The sequence below is a fragment of the Dyella halodurans genome, from assembly GCF_026283925.1.
GTDB classification, from domain to species: Bacteria; Pseudomonadota; Gammaproteobacteria; order Xanthomonadales; family Rhodanobacteraceae; genus Dyella; species Dyella halodurans.
Genome location: NZ_JAPDPF010000001.1, coordinates 416282 through 434882, shown reverse-complemented (window position 1 = coordinate 434882; position 18601 = coordinate 416282). Strand labels below are relative to the sequence as shown.

The window sequence follows — 18601 nt, the reverse complement described above, 5'->3', positions numbered from 1 at the left end:
CCACTATCCTCCAGAAGAGTTCATATCAAAGGCCGGACCACCGCTTAGCGGCTGGTCTCGGCTTCCAGGCGTTCGACGAAGGCTGCCAGCGGCATGCTGCCGAGATCCTCGCCCGAACGTGTACGCACGGAAACAGCCCCTGAGTCCTTCTCGCGATCTCCGACCACCAGTAGGTAAGGGACTTTCTGCATCGTATGTTCGCGGATTTTATAGCCGACCTTCTCATTGCGCAAATCGGCCTGTACGCGGAAACCTTTATCGACAAGGGTTTGCGTTACCTCGCGGACATAGTCGGCCTGGGCATCCGTGATGCTGAACACCGCCGCCTGCACCGGCGCCAACCAGGTTGGCAGCAGGCCGGCGTAGTGCTCGATCAGGATGCCGATAAAGCGCTCCATCGAGCCGACGATGGCACGATGCAGCATCACCGGGTGACGGCGTTGTGAATTCTCGTCGACGTATTCGGCGCCCAAGCGCTCGGGCATCATGAAGTCCACCTGCATGGTGCCGACCTGCCAGGCACGGCCGATGGAGTCCTTCATGTGGTACTCGATCTTGGGACCGTAGAAGGCGCCCTCACCCGGCAGCTCTTCCCAGCTCACGCCCGCGGAGGCCAGCGCGGCACGCAAGGCGTTCTCGGCGCGATCCCACACGTCGTCGCTGCCGATGCGCTTGTCCGGGCGCAAGGCGATCTTCAGCGCGATGTCCTCGAAGCCGAAGTCACCGTAGACCTTCATGGCCTGCTGGTGGAACGCCGTCACTTCCGGCTCGATCTGCGCTTCCGTGCAGAAGATATGGCCATCGTCCTGGGTGAAGGCACGCACGCGCATGATGCCGTGCAGCGCACCCGAGGGCTCGTTGCGATGGCAGGCGCCGAACTCGCCGTAGCGGATCGGCAGCTCGCGGTAGCTGTGCAGGTCGGTATTGAAGATCTGCACGTGGCCAGGGCAATTCATCGGCTTCAGCGCGAACGTGTGCTTCTCCGACTCGGTGAAGAACATGTTCTCCTGGTAGTTGTCCCAGTGGCCGGACTTCTTCCACAGCGACACGTCCAGCACCTGGGGGCAGCGCACTTCCTGGTAGCCGCTCTGGCGATACACGCGGCGCATGTACTGCTCCACCTGCTGCCAGATGGCCCAGCCGTTCGGGTGCCAGAACACCATGCCCGGACCCTCTTCCTGCTGGTGGAACAGGTCGAGGACCTTGCCGATCTTGCGATGGTCGCGCTTCTCGGCCTCTTCCAGCTGATGCAGATGGGCCTTGAGGTCCTTGTCGTTTAGCCACGCCGTACCGTAGATGCGCGTCAGCATCGCGTTGTTGGAGTCGCCGCGCCAATAGGCTCCGGCCACCTTCATCAGCTTGAACGCGCGCAGCTTGCCGGTGTTCGGCACGTGCGGGCCGCGGCAGAGGTCGGTGAATTCACCTTGCGTGTAGAGCGAAAGCTCTTCGTTCGCCGAAATGCTCTCGATGATCTCGGCCTTGTACTCCTCGCCTAGGCCACGGAAGAACGTCACCGCGTCGTCGCGCGACTTCACGCTGCGCGTCACCGGCAGGCCTTCCTTGACGATCTTTTCCATCTCCGCCTCGATCTTCACCAGATCGTCGGGCGTAAACGGGCGCTCATAGGCGAAGTCGTAGAAGAAACCGTTATCGATCACCGGGCCGATGGTGACCTGTGCGCCGGGATACAGGCGCTGCACGGCCTGCGCCAGCAGATGCGCGGTGGAGTGGCGCAGGATTTCCAGCGCTTCCGGGCTCTTCTCGGTGACGATCTCGAGGCTGGCGTTGTGCTCGATGGGGAAACTGGCGTCGACCAGCTTGCCATCCACCTTGCCGGCCAGCGTGGCCTTGGCCAGGCCGGCACCGATCGAGGCGGCGACATCCTGCACCGTCACCGGATGGTCAAAAGGGCGTTTGCTGCCGTCGGGTAGCGTGATCTCAATCATGTCAGTACCTGATACGCACGCTCCAAACGGAACGTGCCTTTAGTTAAGTGTCCGGCCACGGATGGCCGGTCTTTCTTTGCCTGCCTGGACGGCAGGCAACTCATCACACGTCCGGCCAAGGATGGCCGGTTTGTCTTTGCCCGCCTGGATGGCGGGCACAAATTCAAACCATAAAAAAAGGGCGCCACGCGCCCTTCCTGAGTACAAGGCGTGGCGTGGTCAGCGTTGGAAGTTCGTAGTTGCCATGTCGCACACTCGGCCGGCGTGATGAGCGCGGGCCACCTTGTCTCCGTGGGTTTCCGTCGGAACGCTAGTTTAGCCCACTATGCGCTGTCAATTCAGCAGGGCGCCGCAAGGCAAGCGCCCGCCCCGGCGATAGAATGCGCCGATCATTCCCAAGGGTTTTCCGATGCGCATCCTTGTCACCGGCACGGCCGGATTCATTGGCGCCGCCCTGACCGAGCGCCTGCTGGCACGCGGCAACGAGGTCTACGGCATCGACAACCACAACGATTACTACGATCCCGCGCTGAAAGAGGCGCGCCTCGCGCGCTTCGCCGAGCACCCGAATTACACCCATCGGCGCGCCGACCTGGCCGACGCGGATGCCGTCAACGACGCTTTTACCGCTTTCCGCCCCCAGCGCGTGGTGAACCTCGCCGCCCAAGCCGGCGTGCGCTATTCGCTGAAAAACCCCCAAGCCTACGTGCAGAGCAACCTGGTGGGTTTCGTGAACATCCTGGAAGCCTGTCGGCACGGCAAGATCGAGCATCTGGTGTATGCATCGTCCAGCTCGGTCTATGGCGCCAATCGCAAGCTGCCGTTCGCCGTCGAGGACCCGGTCGACCACCCGGTGAGCCTGTACGCCGCCAGCAAGAAAGCGAATGAACTGATGGCGCACACCTACAGCCATCTATACGACCTGCCCACCACCGGACTGCGCTTTTTCACGGTCTACGGCCCGTGGGGACGACCGGACATGTCGCCCATGCTGTTCGCCGATCGCATCAGTCGTGGCGAGCCGATCGACGTCTTCAACTACGGCCATCACAGCCGCGATTTCACCTATATCGACGACATCGTCGAGGGGGTGATCCGCACGCTGGATCATCCCGCCCTGCTCGACCCGGCGTACGACGCGCTTGCGCCAAGCCCTGGGACTTCCAGCGCACCCTACCGGGTCTACAACATAGGCAACGATCAACCCGTACAGTTGCTGCGCTTCATCGAGCTGATGGAGCAGCAGCTCGGACGCAGCGTGGAAAAGCGCCTGCTGCCGATGCAAGCGGGCGACGTGCCCGATACCTGGGCCGATGTCTCTGCCCTGAGGCGCGATGTGAATTACGCCCCGAACACCTCGATCGAGGAAGGGGTGGCGCGTTTCGTGGCGTGGTATCGGGAATATCACCAGGTGGAGAGCTAGAAACCTCCCGCACCCACACATCGCCTCCGATTCCCTCACCGTCATCCCAGCGAAAGCTGGGATCCAGTGACTTTCAGCTCCAGATTCCTGGGATACCCGATAAAGGCGCTGGATCCCAGCCTTCGCTGGGATGACGGTGAGGCATGGCCGATGGCGACGCCCTCAAAACGGCTTGGCGATCACCAGGAAAACCACCCCCAGCAGCAGCAAAACCGGCAGCTCGTTCATGACCCGCAGCGTCCTGGACGACGGCAGCGCACCGCCCCGCTCACTGCGCTTGAGCAGGCGACCGGTCCAGATGAAATAGGCCAGCAGCAGCGCCACCAGGCTCAGCTTGGCGTCGAGCCAGTGCAGCGATGCCGTGACGTTGGGCAGCACGCCCGGGAACACCCGCCACCCCAGCCATAGGGTCAGGCCAAACAGGAAAGCCAAGCCGAACATGTTGTGCCCGAAGCGGTACAGGCGACGCCCCATCAACACCAGCCGCGCGCGCACGGCAGGCTCGTCGCCGGCCTCGGCGATATTCACCAGGATGCGCGGCAGGTAGAACACCGTGGCCATCCAGGCGATGACAAACACCACGTGGAAACTCTTGATCCACAAATACGTCATGCACGGCTCCTTCGACAGAAACAAAAAAACGGCGCGAACCCTAAGGTCGCGCCGTGTCGTCGGAGCCAATCCTAGGGGTCAGGGTACCGTCCTTGCGAAAGTGTACCCTGCCCCGCGTTTCGCCAGCTCAGCCACCCGGAGTCGCGATGGTGAGTTCCACGCGGCGATTCTGCGCCTTGCCTTCCGGCGTATCGTTGGACGCCACCGGATTTTCCTCGCCGAAGCCGTGAGCCGAGACCATGTCGGGCCTGACACCTTGCGAGATCATGAACTGCATGACGTTGTCAGCCCGTTTTTGCGACAGGACGAGATTGGTCGGAACGCCCTGGGCGGCCAGTGCCGCACCGATCGGTGTGCTGTCCGTGTAACCGTTGACCATAATCTTGTTGCGCTGATGCGGTGCCAGGATCTGGGCTATCTTGGCAATGCTGGTCTTGGCCTGAGCCGACATTTCCCAACCGCCCGAGGGGAACAGCAACTGGCTGTTGACCGAAACCTTGATCGCGTTCTGCATCCGCTCGATATGCATTTCGCGCGAATTGATCTCGGTACCCATTTGTTGGTTGAGCTGCTGGTACTGCGCCTCGAGCTCAGCGTTCTTTTGCTGCGACTCATCATATTTCTGCTGCGACACGCAGCCCGCCATAAGCAGCGCTGCACCTAATACGCACACTGTCGAAAATTTCGTCATTGGGCTTCCCCTCTCAACGAGAAGTGGTGCGGTTGCGATATTGGCCCCTGAACATGTGCCTTTCTTGCCAACGATCTTGGCCGACATCCCGTGAACAAAACAAAAAGAAAACGCCGGGAGGGGGAAGCTGGCTGTTCAGGTAGTCCCTGCCCCGGGGCGAGCTGGAGGCCGGCGGATGGTCGGGGAACCCCAGGGCTGTCGCGAAGGTCGCGGCGCGCCGATCCGATTGACGTCCGGCCCGGGCGGGCAATGAATCGGGGGCTCGCCCCGTGCACCTGCGCAAGACGCAAACAAAAAGAGGAACCCTCTCGGATTCCTCTCTTAGCCCCATTCGATCAATGGGTTACGAATTGGTGGGCGGTACAAGGATCGAACTTGTGACCCCTACCATGTCAAGGTAGTGCTCTACCGCTGAGCTAACCGCCCGGTTCTCGAACGGCGTACCGTGCGAGCCGCGCAGTATACGTGAGCGATATCGGCTCGACAACCACCCCCATCAAAGCAATAGCTCAGCGCAGGGCGCGCTCGCGCAACTGGTGAATCTGGTCGCGCAGCCGGGCCGCGTCTTCGAACTCCAGGTTCTCGGCATGCTTGTACATCTGCGCCTCCAGCTTCTTGATCATCACCGAGGCCTGGTCGGCGCTGAGTGCGGCGTAGTCGGCCCCCTGTTCAGCCACCGCGCGGCGCTCGCCACGGCTGCCGCGGCTACGGCTGCCACCCTCGCTGCGCGCACCCTCCATGATGTCGGCGATGCGGCGCACCACCGATTGCGGCGTGATGCCGTGCGTTTCGTTATAAGCCTGCTGTTTCTCGCGACGACGGGCGGTCTCGTCTATCGCCGCCTGCATCGAGCGGGTGATCGCATCGGCATACAGGATCGCCTTGCCACGCAGATTGCGCGCGGCACGGCCAATGGTCTGGATCAGCGAGCCGGTAGAGCGCAGGAAACCCTCCTTGTCGGCATCGAGGATCGCCACCAGGGATACCTCGGGCATATCCAGGCCCTCACGCAACAGGTTGATGCCGACCAGCACGTCGAACTCGCCCAGACGCAGGTCGCGAATGATTTCCACGCGCTCGACCGTTTCGATATCCGAATGCAGGTAACGCACCTTGACGCCATGCTCGCCCAGGTACTCGGTGAGGTTCTCGGCCATGCGCTTGGTCAGCGTAGTCACCAGCACGCGATCGCCCATGGCCACGCGCTTGTGCACCTCGCCAAGCAAGTCGTCGACCTGGGTGCGCACGGGCCGCACTTCCACTTCCGGGTCGATCAGGCCGGTCGGGCGCACCACCAGCTCAACGATGGCATCGCCTGATTTTTGCAGCTCGTAGTCGCGTGGCGTCGCCGACACATAGATGGAGCGCGGCGCACGCTGCTCCCACTCCTCGAAGCGCAACGGCCGGTTATCCATCGCCGATGGCAGGCGGAAACCGAACTCCACCAGGGTCTCCTTGCGCGAGCGGTCGCCCTTGTACATGGCGCCCAGCTGCGGAATGGTGACATGCGATTCATCCACCACCAGCAAGGCATCCGCCGGGAGGTAATCGAACAGGGTCGGCGGTGGCTCGCCCGCACTGCGCCGCGTCAGGTGGCGCGAGTAGTTCTCGATGCCCTGGCAGTAACCGACCTCGGCCATCATCTCCAGGTCGAAGCGCGTACGCTGGTCGAGGCGCTGCGCCTCGACCAGCTTGTTGTCCTTGTAGAGTTGCTCCAGCCGTTCCTTCAACTCGACCTTGATGGTCTCGATCGCGTTGAGCACGCTTTCCCGCGTGCTCGCGTAATGCGTGCGCGGGTAGACCGTATAGCGCGGCACCTTGCGGATGGTTTCGCCGGTCAGCGGATCGAACAACGACATGTTTTCCACTTCGCCGTCGAACAGCTCGATGCGTAGCGCCTCGGTCTCCGATTCGGCCGGGAACACATCGATCACCTCACCACGCACGCGATAGGTGCCGCGGCGCAGCTCCAGCTCGTTGCGCGTGTACTGCAGCTCGGTGAGCTGGCGAATCAAGGCACGCTGGTCGATGTGCTCGCCGCGCGCGAGAATCAGGCGCAACGAAAGATAGTCTTCCGGGTCGCCCAGGCCGTAGATGGCCGATACCGTCGCCACGATCAACGAGTCCTTGCGCGACAACAATGCCTTGGTCGCCGCCAGGCGCATCTGCTCGATATGCTCGTTGATCGACGCATCCTTCTCGATGAAGGTGTCCGATGCGACCACATATGCTTCGGGCTGGTAATAGTCGTAATAGCTGACGAAGTACTCCACCGCGTTGTGCGGAAAGAATTCCTTGAATTCGCCGTACAGCTGCGCCGCCAGCGTCTTGTTCGGCGCCAGCACGATGGTCGGCCGCTGCACTTGCTCGATCACGTTCGCAATGGTGAAGGTCTTGCCCGAGCCAGTGACGCCCAGCAACGTCTGCGCCGCGAGACCTGCCTCGAAGCCCTCGGCCAATGAACGGATAGCCGTCGGCTGGTCTCCCGATGGCTTGTAAGGCGATACGAGTTCAAAGCGGTCAGTCATGGCGGTCTACATGAGGTCGCAGGGGGACATTTTAAATTGCCCCTGCTGACAGTGCCTGTCAGCAGGCTATGACCGCCGGCACGCTGGAGCGACGACTCCGATCGATTATCGCGACGCAGTAGCCTGTCCTACCCGGCAGCGCAGGAAGCGAGGCTTGAACATGCGACAGGGACAGGCCAGCCCTCGGTACCAGCGAGGATTCACCCTGATCGAGCAGATCGTGGCCGGGCTTATCGTCGCCATGCTCGCCTGCATGGCCGCGCCCGCCTTGGGTGCCCTGCTGAGTCGCAGCCGACTGCAAGCGGCACAGCTGGACCTGATCTCGGCCCTCAATCACGCGCGAGCGCTGGCGGCGACAACCGGGCGCCGGACCATGCTGTGCCCCTCCCGCGACGGCCTGCAGTGTGCCGACGAGGTGCACTGGGAAGGAGGTTGGCTCATTGGTCATTACCGGACCAGCCAGACCGACCAGATCGACGGCAAACCGCTGCTCACAGGCCCGGGCCACCCGACACTCACCATCCTGAGCACCAGCGGACGCCGACGGGTACGCTTCCAGAACGACGGCAGCGCGGTTGGCAGCAACGTCACTTTCACGCTATGCGTGCGTGGGAGAACGGGCGGCACACTTAGCGTTGTGGTCTCCGACGCAGGTCGCATCAAGAGCCCCAAGACCAAGCCCGACCAGGCCAGCCGTTGCACAAACGGGGACTAGACGCCAGCCTCGCCCACGTTGTCGATCTCGCAAAAAAACAAGGCCCCGCACCGCTGCAAGGCCTTGTCAAATATGGCGCCCGAAGCTGGACTCGAACCAGCGACCCCCTGATTAACAGTCAAGTGCTCTAACCAGCTGAGCTATTCGGGCGGGGTGAGCTGGATAGTTTGTATATCCAGCCCTGGGCTGTCAAGACTTTCGGTGCAATTTCAGTGCTTAGTGGGCCGGCTCGCTGGTAAGTACCCGGTAGCACGGCACATAGGCGCTGCCACCCGGCAGCTTCATGCGGTGCTGGGCGACGAAGGCCTTAAGCAGCTCGTCGAGCGTGCGCATGATCGCACTGTCGCCGTCGATCTCGAACGGACCGTGCTGCTCGATGGCCAGCACGCCCTCTTCCTTCACATTGCCGGCGACGATGCCGGAAAAGGCACGGCGCAAGTCCGCCGCGAGCTCGTGACGCGGACGATCGCGATGGATCGCGAGCGCGCGCATGGCTTCGTGGGTCGGGCGGAACGGCAGCTGGAACGCGTAGGGAATATTCAAGGTCCAGTTGAAGAAGAACGCATCCTTGGTGTCCAGGCGGTGATTGCGCACTTTGTCGATGCCGCGAACCATGGCGCGGGCCACGGCGGCCGGATCATCGACAATGATCTGGTAATGCTGCGCGACGCTGTCGCCCAGGGTCAGCCGCAGGAAGCGGTCGATCTGCTCGAAGTAGGCCGCCGAGTTCTTCGGGCCGGTAAGGATCAAGGGGAACGGCACGCCGGCATTGTCCGGATGCAACAGGATGCCCAGCAGGTAGAGAATTTCCTCGGCCGTGCCGACGCCGCCAGGGAACACGATGATGCCGTGCCCCATGCGCACGAACGCCTCGAGGCGCTTCTCGATGTCCGGCATGATCACCAGATGATTCACGATCGGATTGGGCGATTCGGCCGCGATGATGCCGGGTTCGGTAATGCCGATATAGCGGTTGTTGCGACGACGCTGCTTGGCATGGGCGATGGTGGCGCCCTTCATCGGCCCCTTCATCGCGCCCGGGCCGCAACCGGTGCAGATATCCAGGGCACGCAGGCCAAGCTGATAGCCGACCTGCTTGGTGTATTCGTATTCTTCGCGCGAGATCGAATGACCGCCCCAGCACACGACGAGATTGGGATCGATCTGCGGCTTGAGAATCCGCGCATTGCGCAGGATCTCGAACACGACGTGGGTCAGGCCCACGCTGTCGTCCAGGTCGAAATTGCCCTGCTCCATCTGCGTCGACACATAGACGATGTCACGCACCACGGCGACGAGCAGCTCGTTGATACCACGGATGATCTGGCCGTCGACAAAAGCCTGGGCCGGCGCGTGCGTCAGCTCGATCTTGATGCCACGATCCTGCTGCAGCACCTGGATGTCGAAGTCGGGAAACTGCTCGAGGATGGTGCGTGGATCGTCGCTCATGCTGCCCGAGGTCAGCACCGCCAGCGCGCAGCGGCGCAGCAAGGCGTGCAGGCCCGAACCGCTGGCGTCACGCAGACGCGCGACTTCGTTGCGGGAAAGGATATCCAGGCCACCGGCGGGCGAAATGCGCGCGCTCACGGTGGCGGCTCGACCGGCCTTGCCGGCTTTCATCTCATTCATTGAAGCAATCTCCTAGCCGCGCCTTCACGGCTCGTACGTCCGCACGGAACATGGCGGACCGTCTAGCTTCCCGCGCCAGGCATGCCAGGGTCAAGCCAGCAAGTGTCGCCGCCATGGCCTTATGCAAGGGGCTTGTCGAATAATCTGCTGCAGATCGCCCTGGAACTGGGAGGATGCCGTGGCCCGGCTGGCCGATACCGTACTTGTGGTGCACGCGCTGCTCGTGCTGTTCATCGTCGGCGGATTCGTGGCGATATGGGTCGGTGCGGGCGTCGGCTGGCCGTGGATCCGCGAGCGGACCTTTCGCGTCGTCCATCTTTGCGCCATTGGCGTGGTGGCCGCACTGCCCCTGCTGGGCATCGCCTGCCCGTTGACGGAGCTGGAGAGTTGGCTGCGTACCGGCAGCACCGGGACAGAAGGCTTCCTGCAGCATTGGGTGAGCCGCTTGCTGTATTACGACTTGCCGGCCTGGGTGTTCACGCTCGGCTATGCGCTCTTCGCCTTACTCGTGCTGCTGACCTGGTTCCTGGTTCCACCACGGCGACGCCAGTAGACGGTTTGGCGATTGCCGTATCCGTCACGTCGCGCCAGAGCCACGCGGCCTCGCGCAATCCTGTTAAAGGATGCGGAAGTCTTGGCGCCCCGCCAGGAAGCGCCAAGACCGCCCCAGGCCTTAAAACGCGTACTTCAACGTCAGCAAGACCGACCAGCGCTGGGCCAGGTCGTCGTTGTTGTTGATATAGGTCGGCACCGGCAGCGGCTGGTAGCCATTGCCCTGGTTGTAGGTCGTGCAGGACGCCTTGCCGCCGCAATCGATGTTGTAGATGTACTTGCCGGTGGTCGGATCAACGCCGGCGTAGTCCGCCAGTGCACGCCCACCCGGGAAGTTCACGCGCTTCTCGATGCCCCAATGCTTGTTGAGCATATTGGTGAAGTTGTACACGTCGAAGCGGATGATGCCCTTGTTGCCCTTGAAGATGCCCGGAATCTCCTGGCTGAAGCTCAGGTCGATCTGGTTGATCCAGCCGGCGCGGTCACCGTTGCGCTTGGCCACCTGGCCCTGGTGATCCTTCAGGTAGTCGTTCTTCTGGATGTAGTCCCAGAACTGCTGGATCAGCTTCGGATCGGTATCCTTGCGGAACACGACTTCACCCGGACGTGGGATATAGACCAGGTCGTTGGTGTAGCCGTCGCCATTGGCGTCATTGCCGAAGGTCCAGCTGTACGGGGCAGCCGAGTGGCCGTCGTAGAAGATGCTGGCGCTGGTGGTGTAGTCACCCCAGAAGCGATGCTGCCAGTTCAGTGAGGCGATCACGCGGCGTGGCACCGAGTAATTCGACGTGCTGGCGACGTTCTCGTTCGAGTTGTAGACGTAGTTGTTGCCGTAGTTCGAGTTCGCCACCGACGACGTGCCCGGGTTCACTTCAGTCGCACGGCTCCAGGTGAAACCGACCATGCCCGACCACTCGTCCGAGAACGGCTTTCGCAGCGCCAAGGCGATGCTGTCCGCGCTGCCCTTGCTGGTATTGGCAAGATTGATCATCTGGCCCGAGAACGCCGAGTTTGCATTCGCGCGCGGACCGGGCTTCGTCGTCGCCGGATCCGTCAGTGCCCCGTAGTAGGAAACGCGACCATCCGGCAGCACCTTGGTCGGCGCGCCAAGGTTGATGTTCTGGAACCAGATCGCATCCCGCTGGTCGATATGCAACCAGTCCGCGGACGCAACCAATCCGTACCAGGGCAGTTCGCGATCGATGCCGAGACTGAGCTTCCACGCGGTAGGGATATGCCAATCCGGCGAGATGGTGTTGACCGTCATCACGCCCGAGCCGCCCGGACCGTTGTTCTGGTTATGCGGATCCGGACTGAACGCCGGCAAGTTGGTATTGCACGGCAGCGACTGGGTCGGGCCACAGTTGTACTGGGTCTGGGTCATGCCCGAGTTGGAGAAGATATTGCCCAGCCACACGCCCGGCTGGTTGGTCACGAACAGGCCCGCGCCGCCGCGCAACTGGGTCATCAGCTCGGTGTTGAACGCGTAGTTGAACGACATGCGCGGCTGCACCACGCGGTTGCCGTTGATGGTGGTCTGATTGGTGCGGCCGAAGCCGCCAGTGGCGGCGCCCTTTGCATTCACGCCCGGCGCAGCGGCGAATGTCGGGTTGTAGATCGGCTTGTCGTCCATCAACGGAATATCGACGCGCACGCCGTACTGCAACGACAGGTTGTTGGTGACCTGCCAGGTGTCCTGCAGGAACACGCCCCACTGGTTGAGGTTGTAGCGTGCAGCCACATCATTCAGGCCCAGGCCGTCGGCCGGACGGTTGTAGCGGTACTGGTAGTAGTTGCCGGCCGCGAAGTTGTCCAGGCCCGTGGTGCCCTTGGGTCCCGGCACTTCCTCAAACACGTAGCTGCCGAAATAGTTCTGCAGGAACAGGTTGTAGTACTGGTCCTTTTCGAAATCGATACCGCCCTTCACGGTGTGGTCGCCGAGGAACAGCGAGCCGGCCCAGGCCGCGTTGAAGGTCTTTACCTGCAGCACGTTGGCCTGGCTGGAGTACTCCGTGCCGAATTCCACCGCCGGGCCGCCATACACCCCCGGATACACCGTGATGTCGGGCATCGCCACGCCGTTGTACGGGCCACGGTTCTGGTCGAACTTGGCGTACGACACGGTGGTGTCGGTGGAGAAGATATCCGACCAGTCATCGTAGAAATGCAGCGCGTAGCTCTTGTTGTCGACGTCGGTCTTGTACCAGCCGCTGGACAACACCAGCTTGGTCTGGCTGCCGGTGATAATCGGCTTGTTTTCCTTGGTCTTGCTATAGGTGAAACTGGCGCGATGGTTGTCGGCGATGTTCCAGTCGATCTTGCCCAGATAGCGCTTGTCGACCAGGTTGGAATTGCCGCCGCCCACCGAACCCAGGTCGGTCAGGCCGTACTTCGCGGCGATATCGCGCACCTGCTGCACTTGCGCATTGGTCAGGCCCTTGATCGGCGTGGCCGCGCCGGAATCCTGCGGGCCGTAGGGGCTGCCCGAACCGACCTGCTCGCTCTTCTCCACCGAGGCAAAGAAGAACAGCTTGTCCTTGATGAGGGGACCGCCGAACGTGGCGCCACCCGTCCACTGGCGATTGAAGCCGGCGTATTCCTTGCCGATCTCGTTGTCGCCGATCATGTCGGTGTTCTGGAACGCGTAGTACACCGAGCCGTGGAAGTCGTTGGTACCGCTCTTGGTGACGGCGTTGATATTGGCGCCGAGGCCGCGCCGGGTGGCGACGTCGTAGTTCGCCGTCGAGATGTTGTATTCCTCGATGGTGTCCTGCGAGATCGGCGTGCCCAGCGTCGGCAGGCCATTCGCGTTCAGGCCGAACGGGTCGTTTGCGCTGACCGAGTCGACGGTGATGTTGTTGTAGCGGCTGTTCTGGCCGACGGCCGAGATTTCGCCACGCGCACGGTCGGTGATGGTGATGCGCGGATCGAGGCGCACGATGTTCTGGATCGAGCGGCCCGGCGTCGGCGTCGCTTCGATTTCACGACGCGAGACATTCGTCGACAGCCCCTTGTTGTCCGGGGTGAAGGTCTGCGACAGCGTGTTCGCCGAGACGGTGACGCCGTCCAGGTTCTGCGCGGCAGCGTGCGCCGCACCCATGGTCAGGTTGACCGCGGTGTCCTGGGCCAGCTGCAGGTAGACATTGTCCTGCTCGGCCTCGGTACCGTCCTTGCTGACCTTCACATCGAACGGACCGCCCACGCGCAGACCCTGGGCGGCATAACGGCCGCTGGCGTCGGTGGTGGTGGTCTTGGTGGTGCCCGTCGGCGCGTGCACGATCTGCACCGTGGCGCCGGCAATCGGCTGGCCAGCGGCGTCCAGCACGCGGCCACTGATCGAGGAGGAGGTGTCCTGTGCGAGGACCGGCGCCGCGACAAGCAGCGTCGCGATCGCCATCGGCAGCAATTTCGTGCGCAAAGCGTGGTTCATCGAGATTCAACCCTAGAGAGATTCGCAAGAAGGCATGGGATCAGCGCAGAGGAGTCCCATGCCCCTCCACCACCGTCTTAAGTGGCTGATCTCCTAACGTTAATTGACCGTCCCAGGGCGCTCGGAATGGTCACCGGCCCAGGCCCAGTACGACGAATGTAAGCGCATAATATTACAAATACGTAACTTCTTGAGGCTATCCGCACATTTCTTACGCCTGAGTGCCGCCAATTTTCGTAAGATTTAACCCCTGGACCCACAGCCTCATCCGGGGGCGCCTGGGGCCGGAATGGACGCGGGAGGGAAGCCGCAGATCGACCAGGGCACGGCCGCGAATGGGCGCGAAACGCGTTTCGCGAGCACAAAAAAAGCCGGCCCCTGACGGGGCCGGCTTTGACGCGATGGTTTGCGCTACGGCTTAGTTGAACGAGGTACCGAAGGTCACCATGAACGCACGCGGCTGCAGCAGGCCGTAAGTCGGCGAGCTGGCGTAGAGCGAGCCGCTCGCCACGGCGAGGAACTGCGCCGAGCTGACGTACGAGAACGCCTTGCGATCGGTGAGGTTCAGCACATTCAACTTCACGTACGGGTTCTTCAGCAGCTCCCAGCTGTTGAAGCGGTAGCCCGCGCTCAGGTTGAACGTGGTGAAGCCACCCACGCGCTCGGTGTTCATGTAGTCGCCGTACAGCGAGCTGGTGACGCGCGCCTGCAGGTTGGCCCACAGATGGCTGCCGTCGTCATAACCCAGGCTGACGTTGCCGATGTTGCGGGCGGTGTCCGGCATGGTCTTGCCGTCGGTCGGATAGATGCCGTCGCCACTGCCGCCGTCGATCGAACCGACGATCTGCGCCTTGGTGTAGGTGTACGACGTGTAGGCCGTCCAGTCCTTCGCGATCTTGTAGCTCAGCTCACCGCTGAAGCCGTCCATGTGCATGCGGTGGATCGAGGTGTAGTAGGTGTAGCCCGTCGCTTCGTCGTACGCGCTTTCCTGCTTGTTGTTGTAGTTGCTGTGGTAGACGTCGAGGCTGGCCGACAGTGCGTCGCCGTAGAAACGGTAGCCGAGGTCGGTGTTCCATGCCGTTTCAGGCGCGTTGGCCTGCTTCTGGTTGTCCAGCGTGTTCAGCAGCAGCACGGTGTTCGGCGGCGCACGGAAGGTCTTGCCGGTGCCGATGAAGAACTGGTTGCGCTCGTCGAGCTGGAACTTGATGCCCGCCGTCGGCAGGAACTTGTTCCAGTTCTTGTCCACGTCGGTGAAGTTCTGGAGCTTGCCGAACGAGCCCGGCGCGACCGAGCCCGGGTATTCCCACACGTAGCCGCTGCGGTTCGTCCACAGGTAGCTCACGCCGCCAGTGAAGGTCCACTGGTCGTTCGGGGTCCAGTTGTCGGTGACGAAGCCCTTCTTGATCTCGGTGGTGGTGTACTCGTCATACACCTTCTGCGGCAGGCCGCTGACCGGGAACGTGATGAAAGCGGAGTTGCCCCACGGATCGGCCGGATTGCCGGCGCTATCGACCTGGCCGTAGACGTCGGCCTGGCTCTTGCGCGAACGCTCGTACCACACGCCGTACTCGAGGCTGTTGTTGAGGCCGAAGTCCTGGTTGAACTTGGCGATCACGCCCGGGCGATAGGTGGTGGCCGCCGAGTAGGAATAGACCACACCCTTGGTGTTGTTGATGACCTTGCCGTCACCGTTGACGTCCTGGTCTGCATAGCCGAAGCGATCGGCCTGCAGGGTGCTCTCGGTCACCGTCGCACCCGCACCGCCACCGCCATTGCCGTACCAGAAGTACGGCACCACGGACAGGCGCAGGCTGTCGGCCAACTTGAATTCGCCATCCATGCTGAACAGGTAGCTGCGGAACGGGTTGGTGCGCAGACCGTAGTAGTAGGTGTTGTTGGCGATGGCGGCGGCGGACGAGCCCGGCATCCAGGTCTGCGTGTAGTCGTAGTCGTAACCGTTCTGGGCCACCTGGGCCTTGGTCAGCGAACGGTAGTTGATGTTGTTCTCGCGGTTGTACTGCAGCGACGCGCTGATGGAATTGTCGTCGTTGATGGTCCAGATCGACTTGCCGTCGACCTTGGTCACGTCCATGTCACCCGAACCGCGCCACTTGTCGGCGCTGTTGGTGGAATAGGACAGCCACGAACGGACCGGACCGGTGTCACCCGTATTGAGGCGAAGAAAGGTGCGGCGGTAGTCGTTGTTACCCCAGCTCTGTGTGAAATCGAGGCCGGCCGTATGCGTCGGGTCGATCGTGGCCCAACCGATGTGACCACCGCTGGCGCCGGAGTCAGGCATGTCGATATCCGGAATGCCTTGCAGCACGGTGATATCGCCCATGTTCTCGGTGTCGCCGTATTCCGTCGCATAAACCGAGTAGCTGCCCGAGTCGGTGATCGGCGCGCCGTTGAGCGTCATGCCGATGTCCGAGGAGTCGAAGCCGCGGATGCTGTAATGGCCGTTGGCCAGGCCGGTGACGTCGTCCGTCGCGGAATTCACGCCTGGGATGGTGGCGATCATCTGGGTGAAGTTCGCGCCCGGCGAGGCCTGGATGATGGCGTCGCGGGTGATCGTGGACACCGACTTCGGCGCGGTCTGCACCGACATCAGGCCACCGCCCAGCGACAGCGTCTGCGCCTGCACGGACACGGTGTTCAGCTGCTGCACGCGCTTGGTGTCGTTGGACGTCGTCGTATTGGACGTGCTCGACGCGCTGCGCTGCGTCGTCGCAGCGGCGGCGGCGGCCTGGTCAGTCTGATTTGCTGCGTCCTGCGCCCAGCTCGAACCGGCGGCCATGCAAAACGCGACGGCGATCGCCATGGAAAGGTGGTTTCGTTTCATTGGGTAGTTCCTGAATCTCAATGGTTGATTTAATTGGCAAAAAGCGAAGCGGCCGGCCGCCGTGGAAATGGCCAGCAAACGTTTCAGGGATGAGGGGTGTTCGGCCCGACAGGGAATCTTTCGATCATTCGAAAGAGCGTGCGCAAGCATGGGTGCTTAAACGCAATTTCATGCCGATTAACGTAATTTTAAACGTTTCCTCCGGGCCAAAAAAAGCCCGATCGGAGAAGATCGGGCAACTACTTGGAAAACAGCCAGACGACGTTGCCCCATGCAGCGAAACACCCCTTGCGCATGGGTCAACTCCATAAGGTTGGCATAAGTATTTTACAGTAAATTTACCGATCGCTCACAAGTCTCACCGAGTTCACTCGGTTGATCGAAACTTCAAGCGACTCGCGCAAGCTCCGCCATGGCCACACAGCGGCATCCTTGCGCCCTTGGCGCAAGGATGCACGACGCAGTGGTGAGGATTACTTGCCTAGGTAGCGGGCGCGTTTTGCCGGCTTGAGCGTGGCCAGATCGAGCATCACCAGGCCGTCTACGCAGCCGGAAAAGCCCGGGTCCTCGCCGAAGGCGAGGAATTGCACGCCTGCCGGCTCCACCAGATCCACGTACTGGCGGTACAGCACCGGCAGGCTGACACCGAGCGCATCGAGATGATGCTTGAGCATGCCCAGACCGGCCGCGGGATCGAGGCCTTCAAGCGCGCCGCGGACCAGATCGATAACGGCAGGCGAGACTTCGAACGGTTGCCGCGCCGAGGCCAGGCCCGGTGCGCCGAAGTAATGCTGATGAGCCGCGGCGATCCATTCGCGCGCCTCCAGCGGCAGGCTCACCGACATGCTGACGGGGCCGAACAGGTAGCGCAGCTCCGGATGGCGCTGCAGATACAGGCCGATGCCCTGCCACAGCTGGTCCAGCGCGCGCGAGCGCCAGTAAGCGGGTGCGATAAAGCTGCGGCCCAACTCCAGGCCTTGGGCCAGGCGCGATTCAAGCGCCGGTGAATAATTGAACAGGCTCGACGTATACAGGCTTTCCATGCCGCGTTCGGCGATCAGCCGGCCGCCATGGCCAAAGCGATAGGAGCCGACGATGCGCAGCGCCTTGGGATCCCACAACACGAGGTGCTCGTAGTGCGGGTCATAAATGTCGAGATCGCGCCGCGCCCCCGTGCCCTCGCCTACCTTGCGGAACGTGAGCTCGCGCAGGCGTCCAATCTCGCGCAGCACCACGCTGTCGGCGGCACCCTTGAACAGCAGCGCCTGCTTGCCGTCGTTGAGATCGGCCAGCTTCTCGGCATGCGCCTGCAATTCGGCGGCCACGCGGTCGATCGGCTCCGGATGAGCCAGCGGCGCCTGTCCACCAAAGATCTGTCCGCGGTGACGGCCCACGCGATAAACGTGGCGACGCATCAACTTCGCCGCGCGCTTGGCGGAACCGCCACTGCGCTGCTCCAGTTCGTCGGCTGCGACCAGGGCGCCCACGCTGAAACCAATGCGCCGGCTCACCGGGGAGATCGCCTCGCGCGGCAGCATGGCGGTGCTGAGCGGCTTGGCCAGCATCGAAAGGCCGTAGAACATGGCTGAATTGCGTGCCGCCACGTGGATCGGTAGTACCGGCACCCGGCTATGCAAAGCCAATCGCGCAAAGCCGTCGGCCCAGCGCCCGTCGCTCACGCCTGAGGGACGCACGCGCGAAACTTCGCCCGCGGGAAACACGATCAGCGCCTCGCCATTTTCCAGCGCGCGATAGATGGCGCGCATACGCGAAGCCGCGCCCTTGCCGAACACATCGACGGGCAGCATCAGCTTGTGCAGTTGCGGGATGGACGACAGCCAGTCGTTCGCCAGGATGCGTACGTCGCTGCGCACCGAGCCGACCAGCTGCAGCAGGGTCAGCGCATCCATCATGCCCTGCGGGTGATTGGCGACGATCAGTACGCCGCCTTCGACCGGAATGTTCTCGCGCTCGCGCGGGTTGACGAAGTAGCTGACGCCGAGCAGCTCGAGCGCACGCTCGACCCAGTCAAACCCTTCGGTGCCCTCGAGCGCCTCCAGGGTCCGATTGAAACCGTCCTGATCGGCCAAGCGGCCCAGCATGCCGGCGACCGGCCGGCGTATCAGAGGGTGTTGCGCCAACCATGGCAGACGTTCGGTGAGGGTCTGTTCAACACTGAGCATGACCGCCTCCTTGGGAATACCCCGAATGCTGGTGGCGAATTATGACAGCA

The 18601-nt window shown here is 62.4% G+C and carries 11 protein-coding genes and 2 tRNA genes; 3 read left to right on the top strand and 10 right to left on the bottom strand.

Features of this window, described 5'->3' with window-relative positions:
• Positions 1–44: 44 nt before the first annotated feature.
• Complete coding sequence (gene thrS, locus OUZ49_RS01920; RefSeq protein WP_266148239.1) at positions 45–1946, bottom strand: threonine--tRNA ligase; 1902 nt, start codon at positions 1944–1946, stop codon at positions 45–47.
• A gap of 409 nt (positions 1947–2355) precedes the next feature.
• On the opposite strand from thrS, the gene OUZ49_RS01915 reads away from it, so the two are divergent.
• The gene (locus OUZ49_RS01915) at positions 2356–3369 is read left to right on the top strand and encodes an NAD-dependent epimerase (protein WP_266148237.1); all 1014 of its coding nucleotides are present in this window, start codon (positions 2356–2358) and stop codon (positions 3367–3369) included.
• A 162-nt stretch (positions 3370–3531) separates the two neighbouring features.
• Here the strand turns inward: OUZ49_RS01915 and OUZ49_RS01910 are convergent, their stop codons facing one another.
• From OUZ49_RS01910 to uvrB, 4 genes are all read right to left on the bottom strand, one after another.
• Positions 3532–3981 carry a CopD family protein gene (locus tag OUZ49_RS01910; protein ID WP_266148235.1) on the bottom strand — a complete coding sequence of 150 codons (450 nt, stop codon included), beginning with the start codon at positions 3979–3981 and terminating at the stop codon, positions 3532–3534.
• A 127-nt stretch (positions 3982–4108) separates the two neighbouring features.
• Positions 4109–4672: an OmpA/MotB family protein gene (locus OUZ49_RS01905; RefSeq protein WP_266148234.1), complete on the bottom strand. Its 564-nt coding sequence runs from the start codon at positions 4670–4672 to the stop codon at positions 4109–4111.
• A 351-nt stretch (positions 4673–5023) separates the two neighbouring features.
• A tRNA-Val gene (locus tag OUZ49_RS01900) sits at positions 5024–5098 on the bottom strand.
• 83 nt (positions 5099–5181) lie between these two features.
• Positions 5182–7200 (bottom strand): excinuclease ABC subunit UvrB, encoded by a 2019-nt coding sequence (uvrB, locus tag OUZ49_RS01895; RefSeq protein WP_266148233.1) that lies wholly within the window; start codon positions 7198–7200, stop codon positions 5182–5184.
• Positions 7201–7360: 160 nt separating this feature from the next.
• Here uvrB and OUZ49_RS01890 point away from each other — a divergent pair, with 160 nt between their 5' ends.
• Positions 7361–7915 carry a GspH/FimT family pseudopilin gene (locus tag OUZ49_RS01890; protein ID WP_266148630.1) on the top strand — a complete coding sequence of 185 codons (555 nt, stop codon included), beginning with the start codon at positions 7361–7363 and terminating at the stop codon, positions 7913–7915.
• Between the two features lie 73 nt (positions 7916–7988).
• Here the strand turns inward: OUZ49_RS01890 and OUZ49_RS01885 are convergent.
• Together OUZ49_RS01885 and ppnN are read right to left on the bottom strand one after the other, a co-directional pair.
• A tRNA-Asn gene (locus tag OUZ49_RS01885) sits at positions 7989–8065 on the bottom strand.
• A gap of 66 nt (positions 8066–8131) precedes the next feature.
• Positions 8132–9535, bottom strand: coding sequence for a nucleotide 5'-monophosphate nucleosidase PpnN (ppnN, locus tag OUZ49_RS01880; RefSeq protein WP_380005143.1), 1404 nt, complete (start codon positions 9533–9535; stop codon positions 8132–8134).
• A 187-nt stretch (positions 9536–9722) separates the two neighbouring features.
• Between ppnN and OUZ49_RS01875 the strand changes: the two genes are divergently transcribed.
• Positions 9723–10097, top strand: coding sequence for a DUF2784 domain-containing protein (locus tag OUZ49_RS01875; protein ID WP_266148231.1), 375 nt, complete (start codon positions 9723–9725; stop codon positions 10095–10097).
• Positions 10098–10217: 120 nt separating this feature from the next.
• Here the strand turns inward: OUZ49_RS01875 and OUZ49_RS01870 are convergent, their stop codons facing one another.
• The 3 genes from OUZ49_RS01870 to olsF form a co-directional block, all read right to left on the bottom strand.
• Positions 10218–13526, bottom strand: a complete 3309-nt coding sequence (locus OUZ49_RS01870; RefSeq protein ID WP_266148230.1) for a TonB-dependent receptor — start codon at positions 13524–13526, stop codon at positions 10218–10220.
• Positions 13527–13944: 418 nt separating this feature from the next.
• Positions 13945–16368: a TonB-dependent receptor gene (locus OUZ49_RS01865; protein ID WP_266148228.1), complete on the bottom strand. Its 2424-nt coding sequence runs from the start codon at positions 16366–16368 to the stop codon at positions 13945–13947.
• Between the two features lie 473 nt (positions 16369–16841).
• Positions 16842–18551, bottom strand: a complete 1710-nt coding sequence (gene olsF / locus OUZ49_RS01860; RefSeq protein ID WP_266148227.1) for a bifunctional ornithine lipid synthase OlsF — start codon at positions 18549–18551, stop codon at positions 16842–16844.
• Positions 18552–18601 lie beyond the last annotated feature (50 nt).

Bases quoted from the DNA above. Each gene is read 5' to 3' on its own strand.
- thrS (WP_266148239.1), bottom strand. From the start codon at position 1,946: ATGATTGAGATCACGCTACCCGACGGCAGCAAACGCCCTTTTGACCAT.
- OUZ49_RS01915 (WP_266148237.1), top strand. From the start codon at position 2,356: ATGCGCATCCTTGTCACCGGCACGGCCGGATTCATTGGCGCCGCCCTG.
- OUZ49_RS01910 (WP_266148235.1), bottom strand. From the start codon at position 3,981: ATGACGTATTTGTGGATCAAGAGTTTCCACGTGGTGTTTGTCATCGCC.
- OUZ49_RS01905 (WP_266148234.1), bottom strand. From the start codon at position 4,672: ATGACGAAATTTTCGACAGTGTGCGTATTAGGTGCAGCGCTGCTTATG.
- uvrB (WP_266148233.1), bottom strand. From the start codon at position 7,200: ATGACTGACCGCTTTGAACTCGTATCGCCTTACAAGCCATCGGGAGAC.
- OUZ49_RS01890 (WP_266148630.1), top strand. From the start codon at position 7,361: ATGCGACAGGGACAGGCCAGCCCTCGGTACCAGCGAGGATTCACCCTG.
- ppnN (WP_380005143.1), bottom strand. From the start codon at position 9,535: ATGAAAGCCGGCAAGGCCGGTCGAGCCGCCACCGTGAGCGCGCGCATT.
- OUZ49_RS01870 (WP_266148230.1), bottom strand. From the start codon at position 13,526: ATGAACCACGCTTTGCGCACGAAATTGCTGCCGATGGCGATCGCGACG.
- OUZ49_RS01865 (WP_266148228.1), bottom strand. From the start codon at position 16,368: ATGAAACGAAACCACCTTTCCATGGCGATCGCCGTCGCGTTTTGCATG.
- olsF (WP_266148227.1), bottom strand. From the start codon at position 18,551: ATGCTCAGTGTTGAACAGACCCTCACCGAACGTCTGCCATGGTTGGCG.